Source organism: Pseudoduganella sp. jia 12 (genome assembly GCF_055502675.1).
In genome coordinates this window covers 480158-502714 of the sequence record NZ_JBUXKP010000003.1, presented here as the reverse complement: position 1 = coordinate 502714, position 22557 = coordinate 480158, and the positions used below count along the sequence as shown (strand labels likewise).

The 22557-nt window shown below is 67.6% G+C and carries 26 protein-coding genes; 19 read left to right on the top strand and 7 right to left on the bottom strand.

What is annotated here, in order from left to right; genetic code table 11:
* Positions 1–107: 107 nt before the first annotated feature.
* Genes ACY65G_RS08325 through ACY65G_RS08260 form a run of 14 tightly spaced genes read left to right on the top strand, consistent with a single transcriptional unit; the run spans position 108 to position 11115 of the window.
* Complete coding sequence (locus ACY65G_RS08325; RefSeq protein ID WP_464996888.1) at positions 108–788, top strand: energy-coupling factor ABC transporter permease; 681 nt, start codon at positions 108–110, stop codon at positions 786–788.
* The gene (locus ACY65G_RS08320) at positions 785–1096 is read left to right on the top strand and encodes an energy-coupling factor ABC transporter substrate-binding protein (RefSeq protein ID WP_464996887.1); all 312 of its coding nucleotides are present in this window, start codon (positions 785–787) and stop codon (positions 1094–1096) included. The genes ACY65G_RS08325 and ACY65G_RS08320 overlap by 4 nt, the downstream gene beginning before the upstream one ends.
* Positions 1090–1863, top strand: a complete 774-nt coding sequence (locus tag ACY65G_RS08315; protein WP_464996886.1) for a CbiQ family ECF transporter T component — start codon at positions 1090–1092, stop codon at positions 1861–1863. Before ACY65G_RS08320 ends, ACY65G_RS08315 begins: the two co-directional genes overlap by 7 nt.
* Positions 1860–2726, top strand: a complete 867-nt coding sequence (locus tag ACY65G_RS08310) for an energy-coupling factor ABC transporter ATP-binding protein (RefSeq protein WP_464996885.1) — start codon at positions 1860–1862, stop codon at positions 2724–2726. The genes ACY65G_RS08315 and ACY65G_RS08310 overlap by 4 nt, the downstream gene beginning before the upstream one ends.
* A complete protein-coding gene (gene cobM / locus ACY65G_RS08305) occupies positions 2723–3514 on the top strand; it encodes a precorrin-4 C(11)-methyltransferase (RefSeq protein ID WP_464996884.1) in 792 nt (263 codons plus the stop codon). Before ACY65G_RS08310 ends, cobM begins: the two co-directional genes overlap by 4 nt.
* A complete protein-coding gene (locus ACY65G_RS08300) occupies positions 3511–4533 on the top strand; it encodes a sirohydrochlorin chelatase (protein ID WP_464996883.1) in 1023 nt (340 codons plus the stop codon). The genes cobM and ACY65G_RS08300 overlap by 4 nt, the downstream gene beginning before the upstream one ends.
* A complete protein-coding gene (locus ACY65G_RS08295) occupies positions 4530–5219 on the top strand; it encodes a precorrin-8X methylmutase (protein ID WP_464996882.1) in 690 nt (229 codons plus the stop codon). Before ACY65G_RS08300 ends, ACY65G_RS08295 begins: the two co-directional genes overlap by 4 nt.
* Positions 5216–6412, top strand: coding sequence for a cobalt-precorrin-5B (C(1))-methyltransferase (locus ACY65G_RS08290; RefSeq protein WP_464996881.1), 1197 nt, complete (start codon positions 5216–5218; stop codon positions 6410–6412). The genes ACY65G_RS08295 and ACY65G_RS08290 overlap by 4 nt, the downstream gene beginning before the upstream one ends.
* 16 nt (positions 6413–6428) lie before the next feature.
* The gene (gene cbiE / locus ACY65G_RS08285) at positions 6429–7754 is read left to right on the top strand and encodes a precorrin-6y C5,15-methyltransferase (decarboxylating) subunit CbiE (RefSeq protein ID WP_464996880.1); all 1326 of its coding nucleotides are present in this window, start codon (positions 6429–6431) and stop codon (positions 7752–7754) included.
* Positions 7751–8542: a precorrin-2 C(20)-methyltransferase gene (cobI, locus tag ACY65G_RS08280; RefSeq protein WP_464996879.1), complete on the top strand. Its 792-nt coding sequence runs from the start codon at positions 7751–7753 to the stop codon at positions 8540–8542. The genes cbiE and cobI overlap by 4 nt, the downstream gene beginning before the upstream one ends.
* Positions 8539–9315: a cobalamin biosynthesis central domain-containing protein gene (locus ACY65G_RS08275; RefSeq protein WP_464996878.1), complete on the top strand. Its 777-nt coding sequence runs from the start codon at positions 8539–8541 to the stop codon at positions 9313–9315. The genes cobI and ACY65G_RS08275 overlap by 4 nt, the downstream gene beginning before the upstream one ends.
* The gene (locus ACY65G_RS08270; RefSeq protein ID WP_464996877.1) at positions 9312–9728 is read left to right on the top strand and encodes a cobalamin biosynthesis protein; all 417 of its coding nucleotides are present in this window, start codon (positions 9312–9314) and stop codon (positions 9726–9728) included. Before ACY65G_RS08275 ends, ACY65G_RS08270 begins: the two co-directional genes overlap by 4 nt.
* Positions 9725–10744 carry a precorrin-3B C(17)-methyltransferase gene (cobJ, locus tag ACY65G_RS08265; RefSeq protein WP_464996876.1) on the top strand — a complete coding sequence of 340 codons (1020 nt, stop codon included), beginning with the start codon at positions 9725–9727 and terminating at the stop codon, positions 10742–10744. The genes ACY65G_RS08270 and cobJ overlap by 4 nt, the downstream gene beginning before the upstream one ends.
* A complete protein-coding gene (locus tag ACY65G_RS08260; RefSeq protein WP_464996875.1) occupies positions 10741–11115 on the top strand; it encodes a (2Fe-2S) ferredoxin domain-containing protein in 375 nt (124 codons plus the stop codon). Before cobJ ends, ACY65G_RS08260 begins: the two co-directional genes overlap by 4 nt.
* A 339-nt stretch (positions 11116–11454) precedes the next feature.
* Here ACY65G_RS08260 and ACY65G_RS08255 read toward each other — a convergent pair whose 3' ends face one another.
* A complete protein-coding gene (locus tag ACY65G_RS08255) occupies positions 11455–11913 on the bottom strand; it encodes a hypothetical protein (protein ID WP_464996874.1) in 459 nt (152 codons plus the stop codon).
* Positions 11914–12461: 548 nt separating this feature from the next.
* Between ACY65G_RS08255 and ACY65G_RS08250 the strand changes: the two genes are divergently transcribed.
* A complete protein-coding gene (locus ACY65G_RS08250) occupies positions 12462–13256 on the top strand; it encodes a DUF6624 domain-containing protein (RefSeq protein ID WP_464996873.1) in 795 nt (264 codons plus the stop codon).
* Here the strand turns inward: ACY65G_RS08250 and bluB are convergent.
* Complete coding sequence (gene bluB, locus ACY65G_RS08245; protein WP_464996872.1) at positions 13253–13960, bottom strand: 5,6-dimethylbenzimidazole synthase; 708 nt, start codon at positions 13958–13960, stop codon at positions 13253–13255. The genes ACY65G_RS08250 and bluB overlap by 4 nt on opposite strands.
* A gap of 129 nt (positions 13961–14089) precedes the next feature.
* A complete protein-coding gene (locus ACY65G_RS08240; protein WP_464996871.1) occupies positions 14090–16114 on the bottom strand; it encodes an AsmA family protein in 2025 nt (674 codons plus the stop codon).
* A 291-nt stretch (positions 16115–16405) separates the two neighbouring features.
* On the opposite strand from ACY65G_RS08240, the gene ACY65G_RS08235 reads away from it, so the two are divergent.
* A complete protein-coding gene (locus ACY65G_RS08235) occupies positions 16406–18124 on the top strand; it encodes a methyl-accepting chemotaxis protein (RefSeq protein WP_464996870.1) in 1719 nt (572 codons plus the stop codon).
* A gap of 43 nt (positions 18125–18167) precedes the next feature.
* Here the strand turns inward: ACY65G_RS08235 and ACY65G_RS08230 are convergent, their stop codons facing one another.
* Positions 18168–19058, bottom strand: a complete 891-nt coding sequence (locus ACY65G_RS08230; RefSeq protein WP_464996869.1) for an alpha/beta fold hydrolase — start codon at positions 19056–19058, stop codon at positions 18168–18170.
* Between the two features lie 129 nt (positions 19059–19187).
* Between ACY65G_RS08230 and ACY65G_RS08225 the strand changes: the two genes are divergently transcribed.
* Positions 19188–19784 (top strand): CGNR zinc finger domain-containing protein, encoded by a 597-nt coding sequence (locus ACY65G_RS08225; RefSeq protein ID WP_464996868.1) that lies wholly within the window; start codon positions 19188–19190, stop codon positions 19782–19784.
* Positions 19781–20587 (top strand): TlpA family protein disulfide reductase, encoded by an 807-nt coding sequence (locus ACY65G_RS08220; protein ID WP_464996867.1) that lies wholly within the window; start codon positions 19781–19783, stop codon positions 20585–20587. The genes ACY65G_RS08225 and ACY65G_RS08220 overlap by 4 nt, the downstream gene beginning before the upstream one ends.
* A 12-nt stretch (positions 20588–20599) precedes the next feature.
* Here the strand turns inward: ACY65G_RS08220 and ACY65G_RS08215 are convergent, their stop codons facing one another.
* The 3 genes from ACY65G_RS08215 to sugE are packed head-to-tail and all read right to left on the bottom strand — an operon-like array spanning position 20600 to position 21458.
* A complete protein-coding gene (locus tag ACY65G_RS08215; protein ID WP_464996866.1) occupies positions 20600–20758 on the bottom strand; it encodes a hypothetical protein in 159 nt (52 codons plus the stop codon).
* Between the two features lie 8 nt (positions 20759–20766).
* The gene (locus ACY65G_RS08210) at positions 20767–21126 is read right to left on the bottom strand and encodes an NADH-quinone oxidoreductase subunit A (protein ID WP_464996865.1); all 360 of its coding nucleotides are present in this window, start codon (positions 21124–21126) and stop codon (positions 20767–20769) included.
* A gap of 11 nt (positions 21127–21137) precedes the next feature.
* Positions 21138–21458: a quaternary ammonium compound efflux SMR transporter SugE gene (sugE, locus tag ACY65G_RS08205; RefSeq protein ID WP_464996864.1), complete on the bottom strand. Its 321-nt coding sequence runs from the start codon at positions 21456–21458 to the stop codon at positions 21138–21140.
* Between the two features lie 110 nt (positions 21459–21568).
* Here sugE and ACY65G_RS08200 point away from each other — a divergent pair, with 110 nt between their 5' ends.
* A complete protein-coding gene (locus tag ACY65G_RS08200) occupies positions 21569–22477 on the top strand; it encodes a LysR family transcriptional regulator (RefSeq protein WP_464996863.1) in 909 nt (302 codons plus the stop codon).
* Positions 22478–22557: the final 80 nt, after the last annotated feature.

Genomic DNA, 22557 nt, shown 5'->3' with positions numbered 1-22557 from the left:
GGGGTGACGGGAAGCCGCTGTCGAAGCGGCGCCGTGCCCGGTCCCGTCTCGACCGTCTTTTCATCTCCCGCAGGTGCTCCAATGGACCATTCGACGGGAGGTTTCGAATGCATATCATGGAAGGGTTCCTGCCGCCTGCTCACGCGCTGGGCTGGTCGGCCGTCTCCGCCTGTTTCCTGGCCGTGGGCCTGCGTGCGATGGCGCGCGGCCTGCGCCTGCATCCCGAACGGCGCATGCTGTTCGGCGTCGCCGCCGCATTCGCATTCCTGCTTTCCGCGCTCAAGCTGCCATCCGTCACGGGCAGCTGCTCGCATCCCACCGGCGTGGGGCTCGGCGCGCTGCTGTTCGGCCCCGCCGCGATGGTGCCCGTCGGCTTCGTGGTGCTGCTGTTCCAGGCACTGCTGCTGGCCCACGGTGGCGTGACCACGCTGGGCGCCAATGTCTTTTCGATGGCCGTGGTCGGTCCCTTCGTCGCGTACGGCGTGTTCCGCATGGTTGCCGCACTGGGCATGTCGCGCGCCGTTGCCGTGTTCGCGGCCGCGTGTATTGGCGACCTGGCCACGTATGCCACCACGTCGCTGCAGCTGGCCTGGGCGTTTCCCGATCCGGTGGGCGGCATCGCCGCTTCGCTGGCCAGGTTCGCCGGCATTTTCGCGCTGACCCAGGTGCCCATCGCCATCAGCGAAGGCCTGCTGACGGTGCTCGTGGTGAACGCCATCGCCCGGTTCGACGGCCATGAACAGCGCGCGGCACCCGTGTTCGCTCACCGTACCGGAGGGCGGCCATGAGGCCGCGCACGTGGATGGCGTGGACAGCGATCGTGCTGCTTTCGGCATTGCCCCTGTGGCTGGCCGGCGGCGCGGCGTTCGGCGGGGCCGACGACCTGGCGAAAGACGCCATCGGCACGATCGCGCCGGGCTATGAGCCGTGGTTCGAGCCCCTGTTCGAGCCGGCCAGCGGTGAAATCGCGTCGCTGCTGTTCGCCCTGCAGGCGGCGATCGGCGCCGGCGTGATCGGCTACTGGCTCGGCCTGTCGGTCGGGCGCGAGCGTGCCCGCGCCGCGCGCAACGAACCGGATGACGATCGCCGATGCTGATCGAAACGGCTGCCTACGCGAGCCGCTGGCGCGGCGTTGCCCCGTCGGCCAAGGCGCTGTTCGCGGTCGCGGGCATCGCCGCCGCATGGATCGCGCAGCGGCCCGGCACGCTGGCCATGCTGGCGCTGTTGCTCGTCCTCGCTGCGCTGCTGGGGGCGCGCGTGCCGCTGCGCACGTGGCTGACGGCCGCGCTGGCGCCACTCGGCTTCCTGCTGCTGGCATGTGTCACCTTGCCGGTCGGGCCCGACGCCCATGGCGGCTGGCACTGGAACGGTGCGATGGTGCCGGTGGCGGCGCACGCGGGCCTGCGCGCGCTGGCCGTGCTGGCCGCGCTGCTGGGCTTCGTACTGACCACGCCGCTGCCGGACCTGCTGTCGCTGCTGCGCCGCCTGCGCACGCCGGAAATGCTGCTCGACCTGATGGCGCTGTGCTACCGCATGCTGTTCGTGCTGCGCCGTGCCTGGGACGATGGTGTCGAGGCGCAGCGTGCGCGCCTGGGCTATCGGGGCTCGCGCCATGGATGGCGCGGGGGATGGCTGCAAACATGGCGACAGGCATGGCGCTCGACCGGGCTGCTGGCCGGCCACGTCGCCCAGCAGGTATGGCTGCGGGCGGCGGCATTGCAGGCTGCCGCGGATGCGCGCTCGTACACCGGCACGCTGCGCTTCCTGCCGGCCGTGTTCCCCCAGGCGCGGCGCCAGAATACGCAGGCCCTGCTGGCCGGTGTCCTGCTCGTCGCCCTGGCCACGGGAGACCACTGGCAATGACGCATCCCGTGCTTGAACTGGTCGGCGTCGACCACCTCTATCCGGATGGCGGTACCGGCCTGCGCGGCTGCACGCTGGCGCTCGGCCGCGGCCGGCGCCATGCGCTGCTCGGCGCGAACGGGGCCGGCAAATCCACCGTGCTGCGCCACCTGAACGGCCTGCTGCGGCCGGGCGCCGGGCAGTTGCGCTGCGACGGCCAGCCTGTCGGGCACAACCGCGCCGCGCTGGCCGCCTTGCGCCGCCGCGTGGGCCTCGTGTTCCAGGATCCGGAGCGCCAGCTGTTCGCCGCGCACGTGGGCGAGGACGTGTCGTTCGGGCCGCTGAACCTGGGCCTGGATGCCGCCACGGTGGCCGCCCGCGTCGATGCGGCGCTCGATGCCGTGGGCCTGCGCGGCTACGCGGGCCGCGCCGTGCACCACCTGAGCTTTGGCCAGAAGAAGCGCGTGTGCATCGCCGGCGTGCTGGCGATGGAGCCGGAAGTGCTGCTGCTCGACGAGCCGATGGCCGGGCTCGACGCGCCGATGCAGGCCGACCTGGCGGCGCTGCTGGACCGTCTCGTCGCGCGCGGCGTGACCGTGCTGCTCACCACCCACGACGTCGATTTCGCGTTCGCGTGGGCCGACGATATCCATCTGCTGGCCGCCGGCCGCTGCATCGCCTCCGCGCCCGCGGACCATCTGGCGGCACGCGCCGAACTGCTGCACGCCGCCGGCCACCGCGTGCCGCTGGCCTTTGCGCTGCATGCCCAGCTGGCGGCGCGCGGCCTGCTGCCGGCCGCCCCGGCGCCGCGCAGCGTGCCGTCATTGCTGGAGGCGCTGCGCAGGCTGCCCGCTGCATCGAACTTCCTGGAGAACACCGAATGACAGTTGAAAACCCCGGCAAGGTATGGTTTGTCGGCGCCGGCCCGGGCGACCCGGAACTCCTCACCGTCAAGGGCCGCCGGCTGCTTGGCGACGCGGGCGCCGTGCTGTTCGCCGGTTCGCTGGTCGACCGCGCCGTCACGCTGTATGCGCCGCCTGGATGCACGATCCGCGATTCGAAGGACATGACGCTGGAAGAGATGACGGCCTGGCTCATCGAACAGGCGGCCCTGCACCGCACGGTGGTGCGGCTGCAGACAGGCGACCCCGGCCTGTACGGTGCACTGATCGAGCTGGCCCGCCCGCTGGGCGCGGCCGGCATCGAGTGGGCCGTGGTACCGGGCGTATCGTCGGCGATGGCGTCGATGGCGGCGGCCGGAGAATCGCTCACGCTGCCCGAAGTCACGCAGACCGTGATCCTCACGCGCGTGGCGGGGCGCACGCCGATGCCGGAAGGCGAAGACCTGGCCAGCCTGGCCGCGCACCGCACCACGCTGTGCATCTTCCTGTCCATCACGCTGCTGCACAAGGTGGAAACGGCGCTGCGCGCGGCTGGCTGGCCGGAAGATGCGCCGATGCTGGTGGTGCACAAGGCAAGCTGGCCCGGCGAGGAAAAGATCCTGCGCGGCACGCTGGCCGACATCAAGGCGCGCTGCCGCGAAGCCGGCGTGGCCAGCCAGGCGATGATCGTGGCCAGCCCCACGCTCGGCGCGCTGCACTGGGAAACATTGGCCCGCTCGAAACTGTACGACCCCACCTTTACCCATCGATTCAGAAAGGCAAGCGCATGAACGCACCCATCATCATGCAGGCGGCAGCGCCGGCGGAAGACATCATCCTCATCGTCGGCCATGGTTCGCGCGAGGATTCCGGCAACCGCGAGATCCGCGAGTTCACGGAGCAGTGGCGCGCCCGCCGCCCGGGCTGGCGCATCGAACTGTGCTTCATCGAGTTCGCGCCGCCGGAACTGAACGCCGCGCTGCTGGCCGCGGCACGCCAGGCGCGCCGGGTGCTGGTGGTGCCGCTGATCCTCAACGCCGCCGGCCACGTGAAGATGGAGATCCCGGAGGCCATCGAAGCCGCGCGGGCCGCCTGCCTGCAGGCCGCCGGCCACCAGGTCGACATTCTGCTCGCTCCGCACCTGGGCGCCAGCGATCCGGTGCTCGCTGTGCTGCGCCGGCGCCTGCGCGGCGCGATGGCGTCGCTCGACATGCCCGACCCCACCACGACCGGCGTGGTGCTGCTGGGGCGCGGCTCCTCCGACCGCGGCGCCAACGGCGACATGGCGAAGATGGCCCGCTGGCTGCTCGAGGAAGGCGACCATGAGCTGGTCGACCTGGCGTTTACCGGCATCACGTGGCCGCGCCTGGAAAAAGTGGTGCAGCGCCAGGTGCTGCTGGGCATGCGGCAGGTCGTCGTGCTGCCGTATTACCTGTACACGGGCACGCTGATGCAGCGCATCCACCGCCAGGTCGAGCATCTTCGCGCACAGTACCCGCACGTGCGCTTCGCGTGCACGGAGCACTTCGGCTTCGAGGACGAGATCTTCGGGCTGATGGACGAGCGCGTGGAAAACCTGCGTGCCGGCGTGCCGGACAGCCGCCTGCCGTGCGACGGCTGCAGCTACCGCGAAATCGCCCATGAGCTGGGGCATGGCCATTCGCACGCGCATACGCACGCTCCTGCGGCTGCCGATCCCCACGCCCATACGCATGACCACGGTCATGACCACGGTCATGGGCACGAGCATGACCATGGGCACGAGCATGACCATCACCACGGCCATGGCACAACCGGGGTGCCCGCATGAGCAGCGTGAACACGGTCACCGAGCAGCTCACCCGCGCCGGCCAGGCGATCGAGCATGACAGCTTCGCCATCATCGATGCCGAAACGGGCCCGCATGCGTACACGGCCGGGCAGTGGCCGATCGTGCGCCGCATGATCCATGCGAATGCCGACTTCGATTTCAACGGCCTCACGGATTTTCATCCGGAAGCCGTGGAGGCGGGCATCCGCGCCATGCTGGCCGGCGCCACGCCGGTGGTGGCCGACGTGGAGATGATCTGCTCTGGCCTGTCGCGGCCGCGCCTGGCGCACTTCGGCATGGCCACGCACCAGTTCATCAGCGATGCCGACGTGATCGAACTGGCGAAAGCCGAAGACACCACGCGCGCCGTGCAGGCGATGCGCAAGGCCCATCGGCTGGCGTTGCTGGACGGCGCCATCGTCGGCATCGGCAACGCGCCCACGGCGCTGATCGAACTGGTCCGGCTGATCCGGGAAGAGGGCGTGCGCCCGGCGCTGGTGATAGGCATGCCCGTCGGCTTCGTGTCTGCCGCCGAATCGAAGGACCTGATGGCGCAGGAGGGCGGCGTGCCCTGGATCGTGATCCGCGGCCGCAAGGGCGGTTCCACGCTGGTGGTGGCGGCGCTGCATGCGCTGCTGGCGCTGGCCGAGGAACGCCAGAAGAACGTCGGGGCGGCGCGGGCGTGAAAGAAAAGGGGGCAACGGAACGCGGCACGCGCACCGGCTTCACCACCGGCGCGTGTGCCGCCGCGGCCGCGCGCGCGGCGATGCTGGGCCTTGCTACCGGCAGCGTGCCGGAGCAGGTCGAGGCGCTGCTGCCGAACGGCAGCCGGGTCGTGTTCGCCGTGCGGGACGGGTGCTGCGGCGAGGGCCGCGCCCACGCGATGGTCGTCAAATTCGCCGGCGACGACCCGGATTGCACCGATGGCGCGCACATCACGGTCGACCTGCGCCTGCTGCCGGGCCAGGCCGGCACGGTGGCGTGGGTGGCCGGCGATGGCGTCGGCACCGTCACGATGAAGGGCCTGGGCCTGGAAGTGGGCGGGCCGGCGATCAATCCCGTGCCACGCAAGAACATCGCGGACAACCTGCGCGAAGCGGCGCCGGGGCTGCTGGCCGAAAACGGCATCGAGGTCACCATCAGCGTGCCCGAAGGGCATGTGATGGCAAAGAAGACGACGAACGCGCGGCTGGGCATCCTGGGCGGCATCAGCATCCTGGGCACCACCGGCATCGTCAAACCGTATTCCACGGCCGCCTGGCGCGCCAGCGTGGTGCAGGGCGTGCAGGTCGCATCCACCGCCGGCCACGGCATGGTGGCGCTGACGACGGGCGGGCGCACCGAAACGTTCGCGATGGCCACCCTCCGGGGCGAGCGGCCGGACTTGCCAGCTGCCTGCTTCGTGCAGATGGGCGACTTCCTCCGTTACGCGCTCGACGAAGCGGTGGCGCAGGCCATCGGCACGGTCGTGCTGGCCGTCATGGTGGGCAAGCTGACCAAGATCGCCCAGGGCGAAACCATCACCCACGCCAACCGCAGCGAAGTCGACACGGACCTGGTGGCGGAGATCGGCCGGCGCATCGGCGCCAGCGCCGAGGATTGCGCCGCCATGGCCGCCGCCGAGACGGCCCGCTTCGGCGCCGAGCTGATGGTCGAGCGGGGCCTGGGCGAAGCGTTCCACCGCGCGCTGGCGCAGGCCGCGATCGACACGCTGACGGCGCCAGACCGCTACGGGCGCGCATTCCAGCTGCGCGTGCTGGTATGCGATTTCACCGGCCAGCTGGTGGCGGACGTGTGGTCGGCCCCGGCACTGCCGCGCGACCGCCCGGCCAGCGCCGGCCGCACCGGCATCGCCCACATTGCCGACACCGAATCCTGACCCCGGACGAACACTCATGGACACCAGCAAGATGGCCACTTACCACAGAGACCCCAACCCCTGCCGCGTGATCGGCGTCCTCGACGATGGCGTCGCCAGCCTCAATGCCACGGCGCTCGCGCACCTGCGCAGCGCCGACGTGGTGATCGGCGGCGCACGCACGCTGGCGCTGCTGGCCCGCGAACTGAAAGCCGGCGCCGTGTGCCACGACCTGACCGGCCGCCTGAAGGACGTGCCGGCATGGGTGCGCGCTGCGCGCGCCGACCACCTCAATTGCGTGGTCCTGGCCACCGGCGACCCGCTGTGCCACGGCGTCGCCCCGTACCTGGCGCAGCACCTGTGCGTGCAGGCGCTCGATATCCTGCCCAACCTGTCGACCTTGCAGCTGGCCTGCGCGCGCATCGGGCTGGCGTGGCACGATGCCGCCATCGTCTCGGTGCATGCGAAGGATGCCGGCGAATGGCAACGCGGCGCCACACCGGGGCACAGCCTGTATGCGCTGGCGCAGGCGCTGCGCACCCATGCGCGGCTGCTGGTATTGACGAGCCCCGACAACAGCCCGGACCGCATCGCCCGGCTGCTGCTGGCCGAAGGCCTGGGCGACGATTTCGTCATGGCCGTGGCGGAGAACCTGCTGCAGCCGGAAGAGCGTGTGCTGGCCGAACTGTCGATGGCCGAGGCGGCCGGCATGCGCTTCGCCGCGCTGAACGTGGTGCTGCTGTGGCGCGTAACGGCGGCGCCACGGCCGGTGCGTTTCGGCCTGCCCGATACGGCATTCGTGCAACGCCAGCCCGAGAAGGGTTTGATCACCAAGCGGGAAGTGCGCGCCGTCAGCCTGGCGCGCCTGCAGCTGCGCGCGGACAGCGTGGTATGGGATATCGGCGCCGGTTCCGGCTCGGTGGGCCTGGAAGCGGCGCGCCTGTGCCCGCGCGGCCACGTGTTTGCCATCGAGAAGAACGAGGCGGACCATGCGATCGCCGGACAAAACCACGCCGCCTTCGGGGTGGGCAACTACAGCCTGCACCTCGGCAAGGCGCCGGACGGGCTGGATGCCTGGCCGGACCCCGATGCCGTGTTCATCGGCGGCTCGGGCGGCGAGCTGGCCGGGCTGATCACGGGCGTGATGGGGCGATTGCGCCCTGGCGGAACGCTGGTGATGAACTTCGTCACGCTGGAAAACCTGGCGACTGCCACGGCCGCACTGGCCGCGCTGGAAGGCATCGCGTGGGACGTGGTGCAGCTGCAGGCCGCGCGCAGCAAACCGATCCTGCACATGCACCGCATGGCGGCCGAGAATCCCGTGTGGATCGTCTGCGCGCAGCGGGCCGGGAGCGGCGCATGACCGGCACGCTGTATGGCATTTCGCTGGGCCCGGGCGACCCAGGCCTCATCACGCGCGCCGCGTGGGCGGCACTGGAGCGGCGCGACGCGGTGTGGGTGTATCCGGCGCGCAGCGGCAAGACGCCCAGCTATGCGTTCGATATCGCGCACCGTGCCGGCCTGGCGCCGCCGGCCGAGCACGCGCTGCTGCTGTTCCCGATGACGCACGATGGCGAAAAGCTGGCGCGTGCCTGGCTGCGCGCCGCCGAAACCGTGCTGCCATGGCTGCGGGCGGGGCGCGACGTGCTGTTCCTCGTCGAGGGCGACGCCAGCACCTACGCAACGTTCGGCCATCTGGCACGCACCGTGCGGGCGCTGGACGAGCGCGTGCCGGTGAACGTCATCGCCGGCGTGAACGCGTTCACGGCCGCCTGCGCGATGGTGGACGTGCCGTTCGCCGAGCAGGACGACACGGTGGCGATCGTGCCGGCCGCGTACGGGGTCAGTGCCGTCGACCGCTTGCTGCCCGACTTCGACACGCTGGTGCTGATGAAGGTAAAACCCATCCTCGATGAGCTGATCGGCTGGCTGGAGCGGCGTGACCTGCTGGCTGGCGCCCATTTCATCGAACGGGTCGGCGCACCGGACGAGCGCCGCTTCGGCGGTGCGGACATTCTCGCATTGCGCGGCACGAAGGTCAGCTACCTGTCGCTGCTGATCGTGAAACACCCGCACCGCATCCGCGGCGAACGCATCAAGGGCTGCCTGCGCAAGAGCGGCCCCCCAACCCTTCATACGGAGACCGCATGACCGATCTTGCCAACACCGATGCCGGTGTCACTGCCGAATTGCCGCGCCTGTGCCTCGTGGCCATCACGAAGCACGGCGCCGCGCAGGCCGCGCGCCTGGCCGCCGACCTGCCGGAAGCCGACATCTGCACGGCCGCCAAATTCGCCGCCACGTTCGCCGGCCTGCCGAACCGCATCCACCCGTATGGCGGCGCGCTGCGCGACGAGATAGCCCCGCTGTTCGCCGGCTACGACCAGCTCGTGTTCTTCGTTTCGCTGGGCGCCGTGGTACGCCTCATCGCGCCGCACCTGCGCAGCAAGGACGAAGACCCGGGCGTGATCGTCGTCGACGATGCCGGCCAGTACGTGATTCCCGTGTTGTCCGGGCACGTGGGCGGCGCCAACGAATGGAGCGAGCGCGTGGCTGCGCTGCTCGGCGCGACCCCCGTGCTGACCACCGCATCCGACGTGGGCCGCACGATCCCCGTCGACATCCTCGGCCGCCACCTGGGCTGGCGCGTGGAAGCGCCGAAGATCAATGTCACGCGCGTTTCCGCGCATGTCGTCAATGGCGAACCGATCGCCTTCGTGCAGGAAGCGGGCAGCCCGCACTGGTGGACCCGTCCCACGCCGCTGCCGGACAACATCCACCGCTTCGAACGCTTCGCGGACGTGCCGCTGGACCGCTACGCGGCGCTGCTGTGGGTCACGCATGCGGACGTGCCGGCGGAGCGGTGGGATGCGCTGCACGAGCGGCTCGTCGTGTACCGGCCGCCGGTGGACGCCGCGCAATGACCAGCTCAGTGGACACTTATACCGTGGGCCTCGGTTGCGACCGTGGCGTGGCCTTGCAGACGGTGCGCGAAGCCGTGCAGGCCGCGCTGCGCGAAGCGGGCGCGCTGCCTTCACAGGTAACGGCGGCCGCTTCGATCACGCTCAAGCAGGATGAAGCCGCGCTGCTGGCCATCGCCGGCGAGTACGGCTGGCCGCTGCGCTTCTATGCGGCCGCGGCGCTGGCCGCCGTGCCGGTGCCGCATCCTTCGGCGACGGTGCTGCGCTACACGGGCACGCCGTCCGTCAGCGAGGCGGCCGCGCTGCTGGCCGCCGGGGAGGGCACGCCGATGACGGCGCTCGTCGTTGAAAAACTCAAACACCGGGGCGCCGATGGCCGCCATGCCACCGTCTCGATCGCCAGGAAGGAACCATGAACGATTTATCCGCTTTGTCCGAAACATCCGGGCTGCCGCCGGCCGCCGCCGGCAAGATCATGCTGGTGGGGATTGGCCCCGGCAGCGTGGACCACATGACCGCGAGGGCCCGCGCGGCCATCGCCGAAGCCGACGTGGTGATCGGCTACGTCACCTACATCAAGCTGGTCGCCGATCTCCTCGACGGCAAGGAAATCATCCGCAAGTCGATGACCGAGGAACTCGACCGCGCCGTCAGCGCACTCGAAGCGGCGCGCGCGGGAAAGAAGGTGGCACTGATCTCGTCGGGCGACGCCGGCGTGTACGGCATGGCCGGCCCCACGTACGAGGTGCTGTTCCAGTCCGGCTGGACGCCCGATGACCCCGTGCAGGTGGAGATCGTTCCCGGCGCGTCGGCGCTGAACAGCTGCGCCGCGCTGGTGGGCGCTCCGCTGACGCACGACTTCTGCGCCATCTCGCTGTCCGACCTGCTCACGCCATGGCCCACGATCGCGCGCCGCCTCGACGCGGTGGCGATGGCCGACTTCGTGGTCGCTCTGTACAACCCGAAGAGCGGCCGGCGCACGCGCCAGATCGTCGAGGCACAGCGCCTGTTCCTGCGCCACCGCCGGGCCGACACGCCCGTGGCGATCGTGAAGAGCGCCTACCGCCGCCGCGAGAACATCGTGTTCACCACGCTCGACCGGATGGCCGACGCGGACATCGGCATGCTCAGCACCGTTTTGATCGGCAACAGCAACACGTTCGTGCGCAATGGCCTGATGGTCACGCCGCGCGGCTATGCCAACAAGTACGACATGGAAGAAGGCGGCACCACGCGTGCCGGCGAAAAGGCCGGCCGCTCGCTGTCGACCGGCCTGCTGGGCTGGCTCGACGCGCTGCAGGCCGAGCATGCGGCCGGCGCCAGCATCCAGTCGCTTGCTGCACGCCACCGCCTGCCGGCCGACTACATCGCCGCCACGCTGGCCGAGCCGTGGGAAGACGAAGCCGTGCCGGCGGGGGAGGGCGAAGCATGAGCGATGTCGGCAAAGTCGGCGAAGTTGGCAAAGCCGGCGAAGTGGTGAAACCAAAGATCGGCAGCTACCGCCGCCACCTGCTGGTGTGCACCGGCCCGCGCTGCAGCGCGGACGACGCGTCGCAGGCACTGTTCGACAGCCTTGGCGACAAGCTGAAGGCGGCCGGCCTGACGACGGGCGACCTGCGCGTCAAGCGCAGCCGGGTGGGCTGCTTCGCCGCCTGCAAGGGTGGCCCGATCGTGTGCGTGCAGCCGGACGGCACGTGGTACTACAACGTCACGCCGGAAAACATGGACCGCATCATCGGCGAGCACCTGTGCAACGGGCGGCGCGTCGAGGAGTTGGTGTTCCACCAGGCGGGCGAGGAGTGATTCACTGGAGGCAGGTCTGATTGATATCGCGCTCGCATGTCTTCGCCAGCTTCATGCGTTGCAGCGTCATATGCGATTCGCGCGGCTTCGATCGTTGCCCGGTCACGAACCGCTTACGATCGTAGAGCAAGCTCGGCGTTATGGGAGCCGGGTCGAAGTCACCCGGCTATCTGAACGCCACCATTTTTCGGCGATGGTCTAAACCGGTCCAGAACGCACCCATATAGTCTATTGAAGGCGAAAATCAGCCGGAACCTGCGGCGGCGTAGACCGGAATCGACTTTGCACCGTCAAGCGGAGACCGAAATAGACTACCGCGCAGGTTCATCATCGGCCAATTTAGACTGCTTCGCCGCGCGCGTAGACTGGTTTGGAACGGGCCTCTCTGCGGTCATCCGCACGCACCCAACGATCGTCGCCGGGAAACCGCAGCCATACAAAGCGCCAGGCATTGCGCCCCTTTGCGTGCCGATTGGCGAACAGCGATGGCGTCAATGTCGGGCCGTCTTCCGAGACGATGTGATCGCCGCTTACCTTGGCAAAGTCGACTTTGTCGCTGTGGCTGGTGCGCAGTAGCGTACCTTCGGGCAGGAACAATGTCTTCCATTGAAAGCCTCGCACGACCGGGCCATGCGTTTTCATGCCGCGCCGTTCGATATCCCTTGCCAGCCAGCGTTTCAACAGGTCCTTGATGAACGCCTCAGGCTTGACGCCGGGACGGGTTTCCAGCAGATGAAGTTCCAGTTCCAGGAAATCCATCACTGGAATATAGACAGGCTGCGTTGCTTCGTATTCCATGATTCGCTCCGTTCTGAAAGTGTCTATAAGATTTGACCGGAGAGCAGGAAGAAGATTGTTTTAGACTTTGCTTGCTTCGATATGGCTCAAATTAGACCCATACGCTGGTTTTTTGGATGCGATTAGCTGGTGCGTGGGCCGGAATCGGCTGAAATAGACCGTTTTGAATCGAATTAGATCGATATAGACCGGGTGGGGAAAGGCTGCCTCCATGCCCGAGTAGGGCGTTCGTAGCATTGGTATGGCGCAGTCCGCCAAGGGGGCAGGCATACCTCACGGGGCACTCGACATATGCGCACTATTGCATGCATCCGATTCCAGCCCATTGGCGCTTGCGGCCGGAAAGATAATATGGAACGATTGCCTCCTGCATTTGCCGGAAACTCCCGTCAGTCCACCGGTCAAACATGCCGGCGCAATGAACGTGCGCGTTTCGTTCAAATCAATGGAAATGGCTAACCGTGCTCTTCATACCAACCCGATACGCGGTACACCCTGGCTTCCTGGCCTGCGGGTTTTTGGCCGGACTATTCGTATGGAGTAATGGCTTGCATGCCGAACCGTCCTCGGCCATCCATTTCTCCGGCCCCGTGATCAGCGCAACCGGTAATTTGCCAACGCTGGCAGCCTTCGCGGATTGTGACGGCGCGCGCATACCGGGAGTGGTGAAGGATGGAAGGTACCAGCTTGATCTTCCGCCTGAAACCAGTTGCAGCGTGATCGTCGGCGAGCGCGATTGGGAATCCCAGCCGCAACCCGTATTCGATGCGGCACGCGCGCTGGCGCTGCCGATCCTGGTGTATCCACGCGAGGTGCCGGAGCCCGCATTGGCAAAGGCGTTGATCGAAATGGGCGAGCAGGACCAGGCGCTCAGGCATGCCCGGACTGCAAGTCAGGATTCGCCCGCCGCCAGGCAAGCGGCCGCCGAGGACGCCGCCCGCCGCCTGCGGCTGGAAGCCATCATTGCCGCCAAAGGCTGGCCCACGATGTCGATGGTGGGTTTCGAAGCCGCGAACGCCGCCTGGCTGGTCGCCCAGCATGCACCGCCGGAGGAACTGGCACGCACGAAATCCTGGCTGACCCTGATGAAAGACGCCGCCGCCAGGCATGAGATATTTCCTGCCAATCTGGCGACCTCGATCGATCGCGTACTGGTCTACGAAAACAAGCCGCAGATCTACGGCACCCAGTTCCGGCCACGGATCAACGGCTGGGCGGAGCCCTTTCCGATCGAGGATATGGTCCACCTGGACCAGCGCCGGCGTGCAATGGGATTGCCGCCTTTCGCCGAGCTTCTCGGGCTGATGAACCCAGGCGCCACCAGGCAAGCAGCACAGCCCTAGGAACGGGAGGGCTCCCGGCCAGTGCGCACTCCTGCACCCGAGGGCGTCCCCCAGGCATTTTCATAAACGATCTCGCCCAGCTCGCGCCGGCTGTCCCACCGCTCGGCCTGCAGCATCGGCTCCGGATAAAACGCATCGACGTGGCCGACGCACAGCAGCGCGACAGGCCGGCTGCCTTCGGGCATCCCGCACAGCGCGCGCACGTGCTCGGGATCGAACAGCGACACCCACCCCACACCCAAGCCCTCAGCCCGCGCAGCGAGCCAGAAATTCTGGATCGCGCAGGAAGCCGACGCCAGGTCCATGTCCGGCATGGTGCGCCGGCCGAACACGAACCGTTCGCGGCCTTCCACGAGCCCCACGACGAGCAGTTCGCCGCATTGCAGGATGCCTTCCACCTTCAGGCGCATGAATTCGTCGGAGCGCTCACCCAATGCTTCGGCGGTCAGGGCGCGCTCGGCGTCCACGTGGGCATGCAGCTCGCGCCGCAGCGCGGCGTCGGTGATGCGCAGGAAGCGCCAAGGCTGCATATAGCCCACGCTGGGCGCGCTGTGCGCGGCTTCGATGAAACGCGCCAGCTGCGCCGGGTCGATCGGATCGGGGCGGAAGTGACGCATGTCGCGGCGCTCGCGGATGGCGCGGTAGACCGCATCGATCGCGTCGCTGTCGTACCCGTGCGGATTGTGCTGGTGGGGATTGCTCATGGGTGTATCGGCGCTGGCGGAAAGGGCGACTCTACCATGTGCCCGGCGCCCGGGAGAAGGCGGCGCGGGCCGAAACCCGCGCGCCAAGCTTACTTCTTCACCTTTACTTCTTCACCTTACTTCTTCACTTTACTTCTTGCCGACGGCTTTCGGCAGCTCACGCACCTGCGGCGCTTTCTCCGCCTCGGCGATCGCGGCCTTGCAATCCGTATCGGGCACCTTCGACACGTTCACCAGCGGCAGCACGGCGGCCAGCGGCGACACGGCGGCCAGCGCCACGGCGGCACCGGCCTTCAATGCCAGCGGACCCTTGTACGGCCCAACGTCCGGATCGGCGAACGTGCCTTTCGCGTACAGCGGCGTGCGCAGCGAGAAGATGCGGGTGCCTTTCGTTTTCGGGCGCACGTCCAGGTTCAGCTGCTCCTGGGCGAGATCCACGTAGCCGGAAACGTCGACCACCGCTTCATCGGTATCGAGCACGAAGCGCTGCACGTTCGCCCGGCCATTGCGCACGGCCGCCTCGGCGGCCAGGCAGTTCATGTTGATCTGCTTGTCGCCGAACACTTTCACGAACACGGCATTGGCCACGTTCAGGCCCGCCAGTTCCAGGACGAACTGGCTGACGGAGCCTTCGGTCACCACGGCATTGAGCTCGCCGTTGGAAGTGGCCAGCATCGAAGCCACCGTGTTGCCCTTGCCGGCCAGGGCCGCATCGGCATTGATCTCGCCGAAGCTGCCGCGCATCGATTCCAGTTTCGGGAACAGCCGGTTGATCTTCAGGTGCCGCGCCGCCACGCGGGCCTGCGCATCGATGGCTTTCTGGCGGCCATCCAGCGAAATATTGGAGGTCACCCGGCCACCCGCCATGCCGAATTGCAGCGGCGTGAGCTTCAGTACCTTGTCCTTCATGTGGAGGTCGACCGCGAGATCCTGCAGCGGAATATCGTTGGTGCGCACGATGCGCTTGCCGGTGAACTTCACATCCGCATCGAGCGCGCCCCATTTCGAGGTGTCGAATTCGTCGACCGGCAGTGCCTTGCCTGCGGGCGGCGCCTTCACCTTGCCGGCCTGCTTCGTGCCGGCGCCCGTGTCGGCGCCCACGGATGGACCGAGGTCCGCCAGGCGCAGCTGCTGCGATGTCAGCTCGCCGCGCAGCAGCGCCCGCGGCTTGCGCTGCGAATAGGACAGCGTGCCGGCGATATCGCTCGCACCGACCTTGCCGGAGAATTTCTGGTACGTGAAGGTCCACGCGTCGGCATCGTTCTTTTCGCCCAGCAGCCGGCCGTGCGTGGAATAGGGCGGCGTTTCCGGCAGCAGCACGCCGGTCAGCGGATACAGGTCGGCCATGCTCGGGCCGGCCAGTTTCAGCTGCAGGTCCAGGCCGGACAGCGATTTCGGGTCGCTCAGCGTGCCCTTCACGGAGATCTTGTTGCCGCCGATGTCCGCATTCGCCTCGATCGGGAACGTGATGTCCGAACCCGTCAGCGTCAGCACCGCACCTGCCTTGCCGCCGCCCGTCACAGGCGCCTTGTTGTATTTGCCACCCAGCGTGAAGGCCAGGCCGTAGGGATGGGCGCCCGGCGCGGCCGGCGTGGTGTTGCCGTTGATCGATTTCGCGTCCGCCCGCAGGTCCAGGTCGATCGCTTCGTCGAGGTAGCGCAGCCTGCCTGTCGAGAAGGCCAGGCGCTGGATATCGACTTCCCATTCGGAAGGGCCGTTGTCCTTCAGCGTCCAGGAATTACTGCCATCCTTGCGGCGCTGCAGCGCCACGTTGGGCTCGGCCAGCCGCAGGTCGGTGATGACGAATTCCTTGCCCAGCAGGGGCAGGATGCGGAAGCCCATGTCCACGCGCTTCGCCGTGGCCATCTGGTTGCCGACCGTGCTCCATGCCGGATTGCTCATCCGGATATCCTCGGCGCTCACATACGGGCGCGGCACATAGCGGCGCCAGCCCGTTTCGCTATCGAGGCCCCGGTGGAACTTCACGTCCAGGTTGCCCTGGATGGCGAACTCGCGCCCCGTGGTCTCGGAGACTTTCCGGTTGATATAGGGCCGCAGCATGTTCCAGTCGAACAGCGCGAAGAGGATCAGCAATCCGATGAGCGCAGCGAGAACGGCACCGCCTATCTTGATGGCCTTGGAGTTTTTTTTCATAGCCTCGCACCAGGTTGAAGGGCGTCCGCGGCTGCCGGGCACCGTGCCGGCAGTCGCTTTGTACGCCAGAAAACACAAGCCTACCCGCGAAGCCGATTTCCGTTTGTTAGACACACAACGTTGCATGCGCATCGGCCATGACGCCCTGTCAACTGTGTACATCTCAGCCGACAGCCAGCGGTGAAAATACGCGAATTGTCACACTTTGCTGGACTTCCTTTTGAAAGTGGCGCTACTGTTGCTCATCGGCATCACGTACCAGTCCTTATTCGTACCTCCAGCGAGCCAGCCATGCGCCATCTATCCATCAAGCAAGCATTCATTGCCACCTTCTTCCTGACCCTGCTGCTCGCGGCCGCCACGCTGTGGGCGCTGCTGAGAGTCTCCGACAAGCAGGCTTCCGCCACGGCGGCCAGCCAGGCGCGTTACGAGTCCTACCTGCTGGCGGATGAATTGCGGCAAAGCTCGGACGACCTGACCCGGCTCGCGCGCACCTATGTGGTGTCTGGCGACGCGTCGTACGAGCGGCAATACCTGGACATCCTCGATATCCGCAACGGCAGCAAACCGCGCCCGGAAAACTACGGGCGGATCTACTGGGACTTCGTGGCGGGTGGCCTGGCCGTGCCGCCGTCGTCCGGCAAGAGCGTCTCGCTGCAGGAATTGATGAAGGAGGCCGGCTTCACGGAACAGGAATTCGGCAAGCTGAAGGAAGCGCAAGCCAATTCCGACGGCCTCGTGAAAACCGAAGTGATCGCGATGAACGCCGTGAAAGGCCTGTTCGACGACGGCAAGGGCGGCTTTACGCGCAAAGGCGAGCCGGACATGGAGATGGCCCGCCTCATCATGCACGACACCGCGTATCACCAGACCAAGGCGCGCATCATGCAGCCCCTGAACGAATTCCTGGCCATGCTCGATGGCCGCACCGCGGCCGCCGTGGCGCAGGCGGAAGGCGAAACGCGCACGGCGTTCGCCATAGCGGTGGTGCTGCTGGCCCTGTCGGTGGGCGGCACCGTGCTGTGCCTGCTGCTCGTGTACCGCTATATCGCGCGCAACCTGGCCAGCGCCACGGCCACCGCCGCGCGGATCGCGCAGGGCGACCTCACCGAGGAGATCCGCGTGGCGCACGACGATGAAGTGGGCATCCTGATGCGCGCCATCGCCACCATCAATGCCAACCTGGCCGGCATGATCGGCAAGATCCACGCCAGTACCGACGAGATGGCCGTGGCCACCGGCGAGATCGCGCGCGGCAATGCCGACCTGTCGGCACGCACCGAATCGCAGGCCAGTTCGCTGCAGCAGACCGCGTCGTCGATGGAAACGCTGACCCATACGGTGCAGCGCAACGCCAGCGATGCCAGCGAAGCGAACCGGCTGGCCGCCAACGCCTCGTCGATCGCCGCGCAGGGCGGCGAGGTGGTGTCGAAAGTGGTCGGCACGATGGGTGCGATCCGTGAAAGCTCGACCCGCATCGGCAACATCACCAGCGTGATCGACGGTATCGCCTTCCAGACCAATATCCTGGCGCTCAATGCCGCCGTCGAGGCGGCCCGCGCCGGCGAACAGGGCCGCGGCTTCGCCGTGGTGGCAAGCGAAGTGCGCAACCTGGCGCAGCGCAGCGCGGCGGCGGCCCGTGAAATCAAGGAACTCATCGGCGACTCGACGGACACGGTGGAAGAGGGCGCCCGCATGGCCGACGAAGCCGGCAAGACGATGGGCCAGGTGGTGGACGCCGTGCGCAAGCTGGAAGGCATCATGGCCGGCATCACCAGCGCCAGCGCCGAGCAGAGCGTCGGCATCCAGGAAATCAACCAGGCCGTCACGATGATGGACGATATCACCCAGCAGAACGCGGCGCTCGTCGAGCAGGCGGCGGCCGCGGCCGAAAGCCTGCGCGACCAGGCTGCCGGCCTGGCGCAGGCCGTCGGCACGTTCCGCCTGCGCGAACTGCCCGTCGCCCGTCACGCGGCGCCAGCGAAACGGCATCCCCAGCTCACGCACTGACCGGTCGCGGGCGCCCGGCCCTGCTGTACCTCACTATCTCTCTCTATCGAGGCAGGGTGCGGTCCAAAAACTCCAGCATGGCCGCCGCGATCTCGCGGCCATGGGTTTCGATGGCGAAGTGGCCCGAGTCGAGGAAGCGCACTTCCGCGTTGCCGTTATCCCGCTTGAACGCTTCGGCGCCGGCCGGGAGGAAAAACGGATCGTTCCTGCCCCAGATCGCCAGCAGCGGCGGCTGGTAGCTGCGGAAGAATTCATGCAGCCGCGCATAGTGCGCGACATTGCTGCCGTAGTCGAGCAGCAGGTCCATCTGCGCGTCGACGCCGATGCGTTCGATCGCCGCATGGGCCAGCTGCCAGCCCTCCGGTGCCAGCAGCGAGGTATCGCTGACGCCCTCCGTGTACTGCCAGCGCAGCATCTCCAGCGTGTTGAACTTGCGCAGCGCCTCGCGGTGGGCGGCCGTCGGCTCGGCCCAGGCCCGGCGCATGTCCGCCCAGCCCGTGCTCAGGCCTTCCTCGTAGCCGTTGCCGTTCTGGGTCACGATCGCGGTGATCCTTTCCGGATTGTCCACGGCCAGGCGCCATCCCACCGGGGCGCCGTAGTCGAACACGTAAAGTGCATAGCGGTCCAGTTCCTTCGCACGGGTAAAGGCATCGATCACCGATGCGAGGCTGTCGAACGTCCAGGCGAAACCCGCCGGGGCGGTGGTCTGGCCGAAGCCCGGCAGGTCCGGCGCGATCACGCGGTAGTGCCCGGCCAGTCGCGGGATCAGCTCGCGAAACATGTGGGATGAGGCGCCGAAGCCGTGCAGCAGCAGGATGGCCGGCGCATCCGGCGCGCCGGCTTCGCGATAGAAGAGATCGACGCCGCCGATGTCCATCGTGCGGTGATGGACCTGCTCGACATGGGCTGCTGCGCTTGGGGTGGATATGGTCATGGTGGCTCCCTGGCTGGCGAATCGTTGGAATGTCTGAATAACCTGTATACTCAAATTTATTTGGTTACTTGATGCGGAGTGTGCGCCGCCTTTCGTAACCTGTCAAAGTATTTTTCAGAGGTTATTGAAATGACGACCACGGCTACTGCGAACCATGCGCCGGACGAGGCCCCGGTGCTGGCCGATCACCTGGCACTCGACCTGCTGAATACCGAGGCGCGCGGCGGCGGCGCGGCCATCGATTTCTGGCACAGCGGCGACGATGTGCGGCGCTGGCTCGACCGGCAGGGCGTCGTGGCGCCGAAAGGTGCGAAGGCGGCCGATGGTGCCGCCTTGCTGGCGCAGGCCACGGCGCTGCGCACGCTGGCCCGCGAGCTGGTCACGCGCCGCAAGGCCGGGAAGACGGCCGACCCCGGCCCGTTGAACACGTTCCTCGCCACCCATGTCAGTGCGCCGCAACTGGTGCATGACGGCGACGGCAAGCTGGTACTGGTACGCGTGCCGCGTGGCGATGCGATCGCGGCGATGCTGGGACCTGTCGCGGAAGCGGTGGCGCGATTGCTTGCCGACGGCGATTTCGCGCTCGTCAGGCAGTGCGAGCACCCCGACTGCGTGCTGTGGTTCTACGACCGCACGAAGGCGCACAAGCGCCGCTGGTGCAGCATGGCGCTGTGCGGCAACCGCCACAAGGCGGCCCGGTTCCGCCAGCGTTCGGCGGGGGAATGATGGAATCGATCACGCTGGGGCCCGTCGTGCTGCCGACGAGCGCCGTGCTGACCCTGCTGGCGATCCTGCTTGCCACCGGCATTGCTGACTGGTTCCATCGCCGGCGCGGCGTGGATGCCGGCCCGCTGCTGTGGAAAATGATCATCGTGGGGTTTCTCGCCGCGCGCCTCGTGTTCGTGCTCAAGCACCGCGATCTCTATGCGGGTGCGCCATGGACCGCGTTCGATATCCGCGATGGCGGCTTCGAGCCGGCGATCGGCCTGCTCGCCGCCTGCGTGGTTGGCGTGGAGCTGGTGCGGCGCAGCGATGCGCTGCGCCGCCCGCTGCTGGTCGCCGCGCTGGCCGGGCTGGCGCTATGGGGCGGCGGCACGCTCGCCGTGCAGTGGATGGCGCCGGCGCATGCGCCCATGCCGGATGTGACGGTGCGCCTGCTCGACGGCACCGAGGTCGCGCTGGCGCGCTTTGCCGGCAAGCCGCTGGTGGTCAACCTGTGGGCCACGTGGTGCCCGCCGTGCCGGCGCGAGATGCCGGTACTGCATGCCGCGCAGGCCGCCAATCCGGACATCGGCTTCGTGTTCGTCAACCAGCGCGAATCGGCCGACACCGTGCGGCGTTACCTCGCGGGCCAGGGCCTGCGGCTGCAGAACGTGGTGACCGACCCTGCCGGCCGGCTGGCGGCGAGTACCGGCTCCGTGGCTTATCCCACCACGCTGTTCTACGATGGCGCCGGGCGGCTGGTACTGCGCCATGTGGGCGAGCTGTCGCACGCCACGCTGCGCGACAAGCTGGAAAAGATCCGCTGACCGCGGCTGGCCTCAAGACCACCAGGCGACTACCGCGGCAACGGCCATCGCGCCGATCGCCACCGTGCCCAGCAACCGTGCCACGGCATGGTTGCCGGCGCGGTGCTCGTGCCGGGCTGCCAAGGCAAGCCCGAGCCCGAGCGCAGCGTTCAGCACCATCATCTTCAACACTGGCGGCGTCAGTTCCAATCCATCGCACCTTTCTTCCATTCGTACGCGAAGCCCACGGTGACCAGCGCGAGGAAAGCCATCACGGCCAGATATCCCGTCATGCCCACCTCGCGCATTGCCGCCGCCCACGGTACCAGGAACACCACCTCCAGGTCGAACAGGATGAACAGGATGGCGACCAGGTAGTACTTCACGCTGAACTGCATGCGCGCGTCGCCGAAGGCCTCGAAACCGCATTCGTATTGGGACAGTTTTTCAGGATCGGGCCGGTGCGGGGCGATCATCCGGCCCAGCACCTGCGGCACGATGCCCACCGCGATGCCGACGCAGATAAACAGCAGCACGGGAAAGTAAGTGGAGATATCCATGCCGTTTCCCGTCAGTGTGAAGTGAACAGCTTCAGGCCGACGATGCCGCCGCCGATCATGGCGATGCACAGCAGCCGCGCCGCGGAAGCGGATTCACCGAACAGCACGATGCCCACGATTGCCGTGCCGACGGCACCGATCCCGGTCCAGATCGCGTACGCCGTGCCGACCGGCAGCGTGCGCAGCGCGTAGGACAGCAGTCCAAAACTCACGGCCATTGCCGCCACCGTGGCCATGCTGGGCCATAACCGGCTGAAGCCTTCCGTGTATTTCAAGCCGATCGCCCAGCCGATCTCGAACAATCCCGCCACCACCAATGCAAGCCAGACCATGATGCTTTCCTCGTTCAGGGGCTGGACTTCAGCCCGGTGCCTGGATCATATATAGTGAAACCTGATGATAAAAGTCAGCTGCTTTCAATATTTCTGACAGGGCAAAGGGTATGGCATTCGATATCGACAACATCCGGCTGTTGCTGGCCGCCGTGGACAAGGGCTCGTTCTCGGCCGCGGCCCGGTCGCTGAACCGGGTGCCGTCCGCCGTCAGCATGGCGATCGCCAACCTGGAGGCGGAGCTGGGTATGCAGCTGTTCGACCGCGGCGGCCGCGAGCCGAAGCCTACCGCCGCGGCGCTCGCGCTGCTGCCGCAGGCGCGGCTGCTGGTAGGGCAGCTGCAACGGCTGGACATGCATGCGCGCTCACTCACGCAGGGCCTGGAAACGTCGCTGGCGCTGGCCGTGGTACCGGAGCTTGGAGCCGCCGCACCATGGAGCGAGGCACTGCATCAGCTGGCCGGCGAATACCCGCTGCTGCAGGTGGAAGTGCTGACCGCGCCGCAGCCGGACGCGCTGGCCATGGTGCACGGCGGGCGTGTGCAGCTGGCGCTGGTGTTCGAACGCCACGGCATGCCGGCGGAAGAGGGCTTCCAGGAAATCGGCGAGGAAAAGCTCGTTGCCGTGGCGGCGCCCGGCCATCCGATGCTGGCCGGCGTGGGCGAGGGCGGCATCCGCGACGCGGACCTGCAGTCGCAGCGCCAGATCGTGGTGGCCGGCCGCGACTCGCCGCACGTGGACAAGCGCTTCGCCATCTCTGCGATCCAGTGGCGCACGGACAGCCCGGCGGCGGCGATGACCCTCGTGGCGGCGGGACTCGGGTGGGCTTGGCTGCCATCGGGCTTCGTGCGCGATGCGGTGGCGCGCGGCACACTGGTGCAGCTGCCGCTGCAAAATCTTACCAACGCCTTGCCGCTGTATGTCGACGTGGTGTGGACCAGCGGGCGGCCGCTCGGCGTGGCCGCGCGCCGTTTCGTGGCGCTGCTCAATGCCCATCGGGCACGCAAGTCGGGCGGTTGAACCGGCTTCCAGGCGCCGTGGCGAGGCGTTACAGACCCCGGCAAACTCGACGGCAGCAGCACCTGCCCGGACGTTGGCCG

Bases quoted from the DNA above. Each gene is read 5' to 3' on its own strand.
- ACY65G_RS08325 (WP_464996888.1), top strand. From the start codon at position 108: ATGCATATCATGGAAGGGTTCCTGCCGCCTGCTCACGCGCTGGGCTGG.
- ACY65G_RS08320 (WP_464996887.1), top strand. From the start codon at position 785: ATGAGGCCGCGCACGTGGATGGCGTGGACAGCGATCGTGCTGCTTTCG.
- ACY65G_RS08315 (WP_464996886.1), top strand. From the start codon at position 1,090: ATGCTGATCGAAACGGCTGCCTACGCGAGCCGCTGGCGCGGCGTTGCC.
- ACY65G_RS08310 (WP_464996885.1), top strand. From the start codon at position 1,860: ATGACGCATCCCGTGCTTGAACTGGTCGGCGTCGACCACCTCTATCCG.
- cobM (WP_464996884.1), top strand. From the start codon at position 2,723: ATGACAGTTGAAAACCCCGGCAAGGTATGGTTTGTCGGCGCCGGCCCG.
- ACY65G_RS08300 (WP_464996883.1), top strand. From the start codon at position 3,511: ATGAACGCACCCATCATCATGCAGGCGGCAGCGCCGGCGGAAGACATC.
- ACY65G_RS08295 (WP_464996882.1), top strand. From the start codon at position 4,530: ATGAGCAGCGTGAACACGGTCACCGAGCAGCTCACCCGCGCCGGCCAG.
- cbiE (WP_464996880.1), top strand. From the start codon at position 6,429: ATGGACACCAGCAAGATGGCCACTTACCACAGAGACCCCAACCCCTGC.
- cobI (WP_464996879.1), top strand. From the start codon at position 7,751: ATGACCGGCACGCTGTATGGCATTTCGCTGGGCCCGGGCGACCCAGGC.
- ACY65G_RS08275 (WP_464996878.1), top strand. From the start codon at position 8,539: ATGACCGATCTTGCCAACACCGATGCCGGTGTCACTGCCGAATTGCCG.
- ACY65G_RS08270 (WP_464996877.1), top strand. From the start codon at position 9,312: ATGACCAGCTCAGTGGACACTTATACCGTGGGCCTCGGTTGCGACCGT.
- cobJ (WP_464996876.1), top strand. From the start codon at position 9,725: ATGAACGATTTATCCGCTTTGTCCGAAACATCCGGGCTGCCGCCGGCC.
- ACY65G_RS08260 (WP_464996875.1), top strand. From the start codon at position 10,741: ATGAGCGATGTCGGCAAAGTCGGCGAAGTTGGCAAAGCCGGCGAAGTG.
- ACY65G_RS08255 (WP_464996874.1), bottom strand. From the start codon at position 11,913: ATGGAATACGAAGCAACGCAGCCTGTCTATATTCCAGTGATGGATTTC.
- bluB (WP_464996872.1), bottom strand. From the start codon at position 13,960: ATGAGCAATCCCCACCAGCACAATCCGCACGGGTACGACAGCGACGCG.
- ACY65G_RS08240 (WP_464996871.1), bottom strand. From the start codon at position 16,114: ATGAAAAAAAACTCCAAGGCCATCAAGATAGGCGGTGCCGTTCTCGCT.
- ACY65G_RS08235 (WP_464996870.1), top strand. From the start codon at position 16,406: ATGCGCCATCTATCCATCAAGCAAGCATTCATTGCCACCTTCTTCCTG.
- ACY65G_RS08230 (WP_464996869.1), bottom strand. From the start codon at position 19,058: ATGACCATATCCACCCCAAGCGCAGCAGCCCATGTCGAGCAGGTCCAT.
- ACY65G_RS08225 (WP_464996868.1), top strand. From the start codon at position 19,188: ATGACGACCACGGCTACTGCGAACCATGCGCCGGACGAGGCCCCGGTG.
- ACY65G_RS08220 (WP_464996867.1), top strand. From the start codon at position 19,781: ATGATGGAATCGATCACGCTGGGGCCCGTCGTGCTGCCGACGAGCGCC.
- ACY65G_RS08210 (WP_464996865.1), bottom strand. From the start codon at position 21,126: ATGGATATCTCCACTTACTTTCCCGTGCTGCTGTTTATCTGCGTCGGC.
- sugE (WP_464996864.1), bottom strand. From the start codon at position 21,458: ATGGTCTGGCTTGCATTGGTGGTGGCGGGATTGTTCGAGATCGGCTGG.
- ACY65G_RS08200 (WP_464996863.1), top strand. From the start codon at position 21,569: ATGGCATTCGATATCGACAACATCCGGCTGTTGCTGGCCGCCGTGGAC.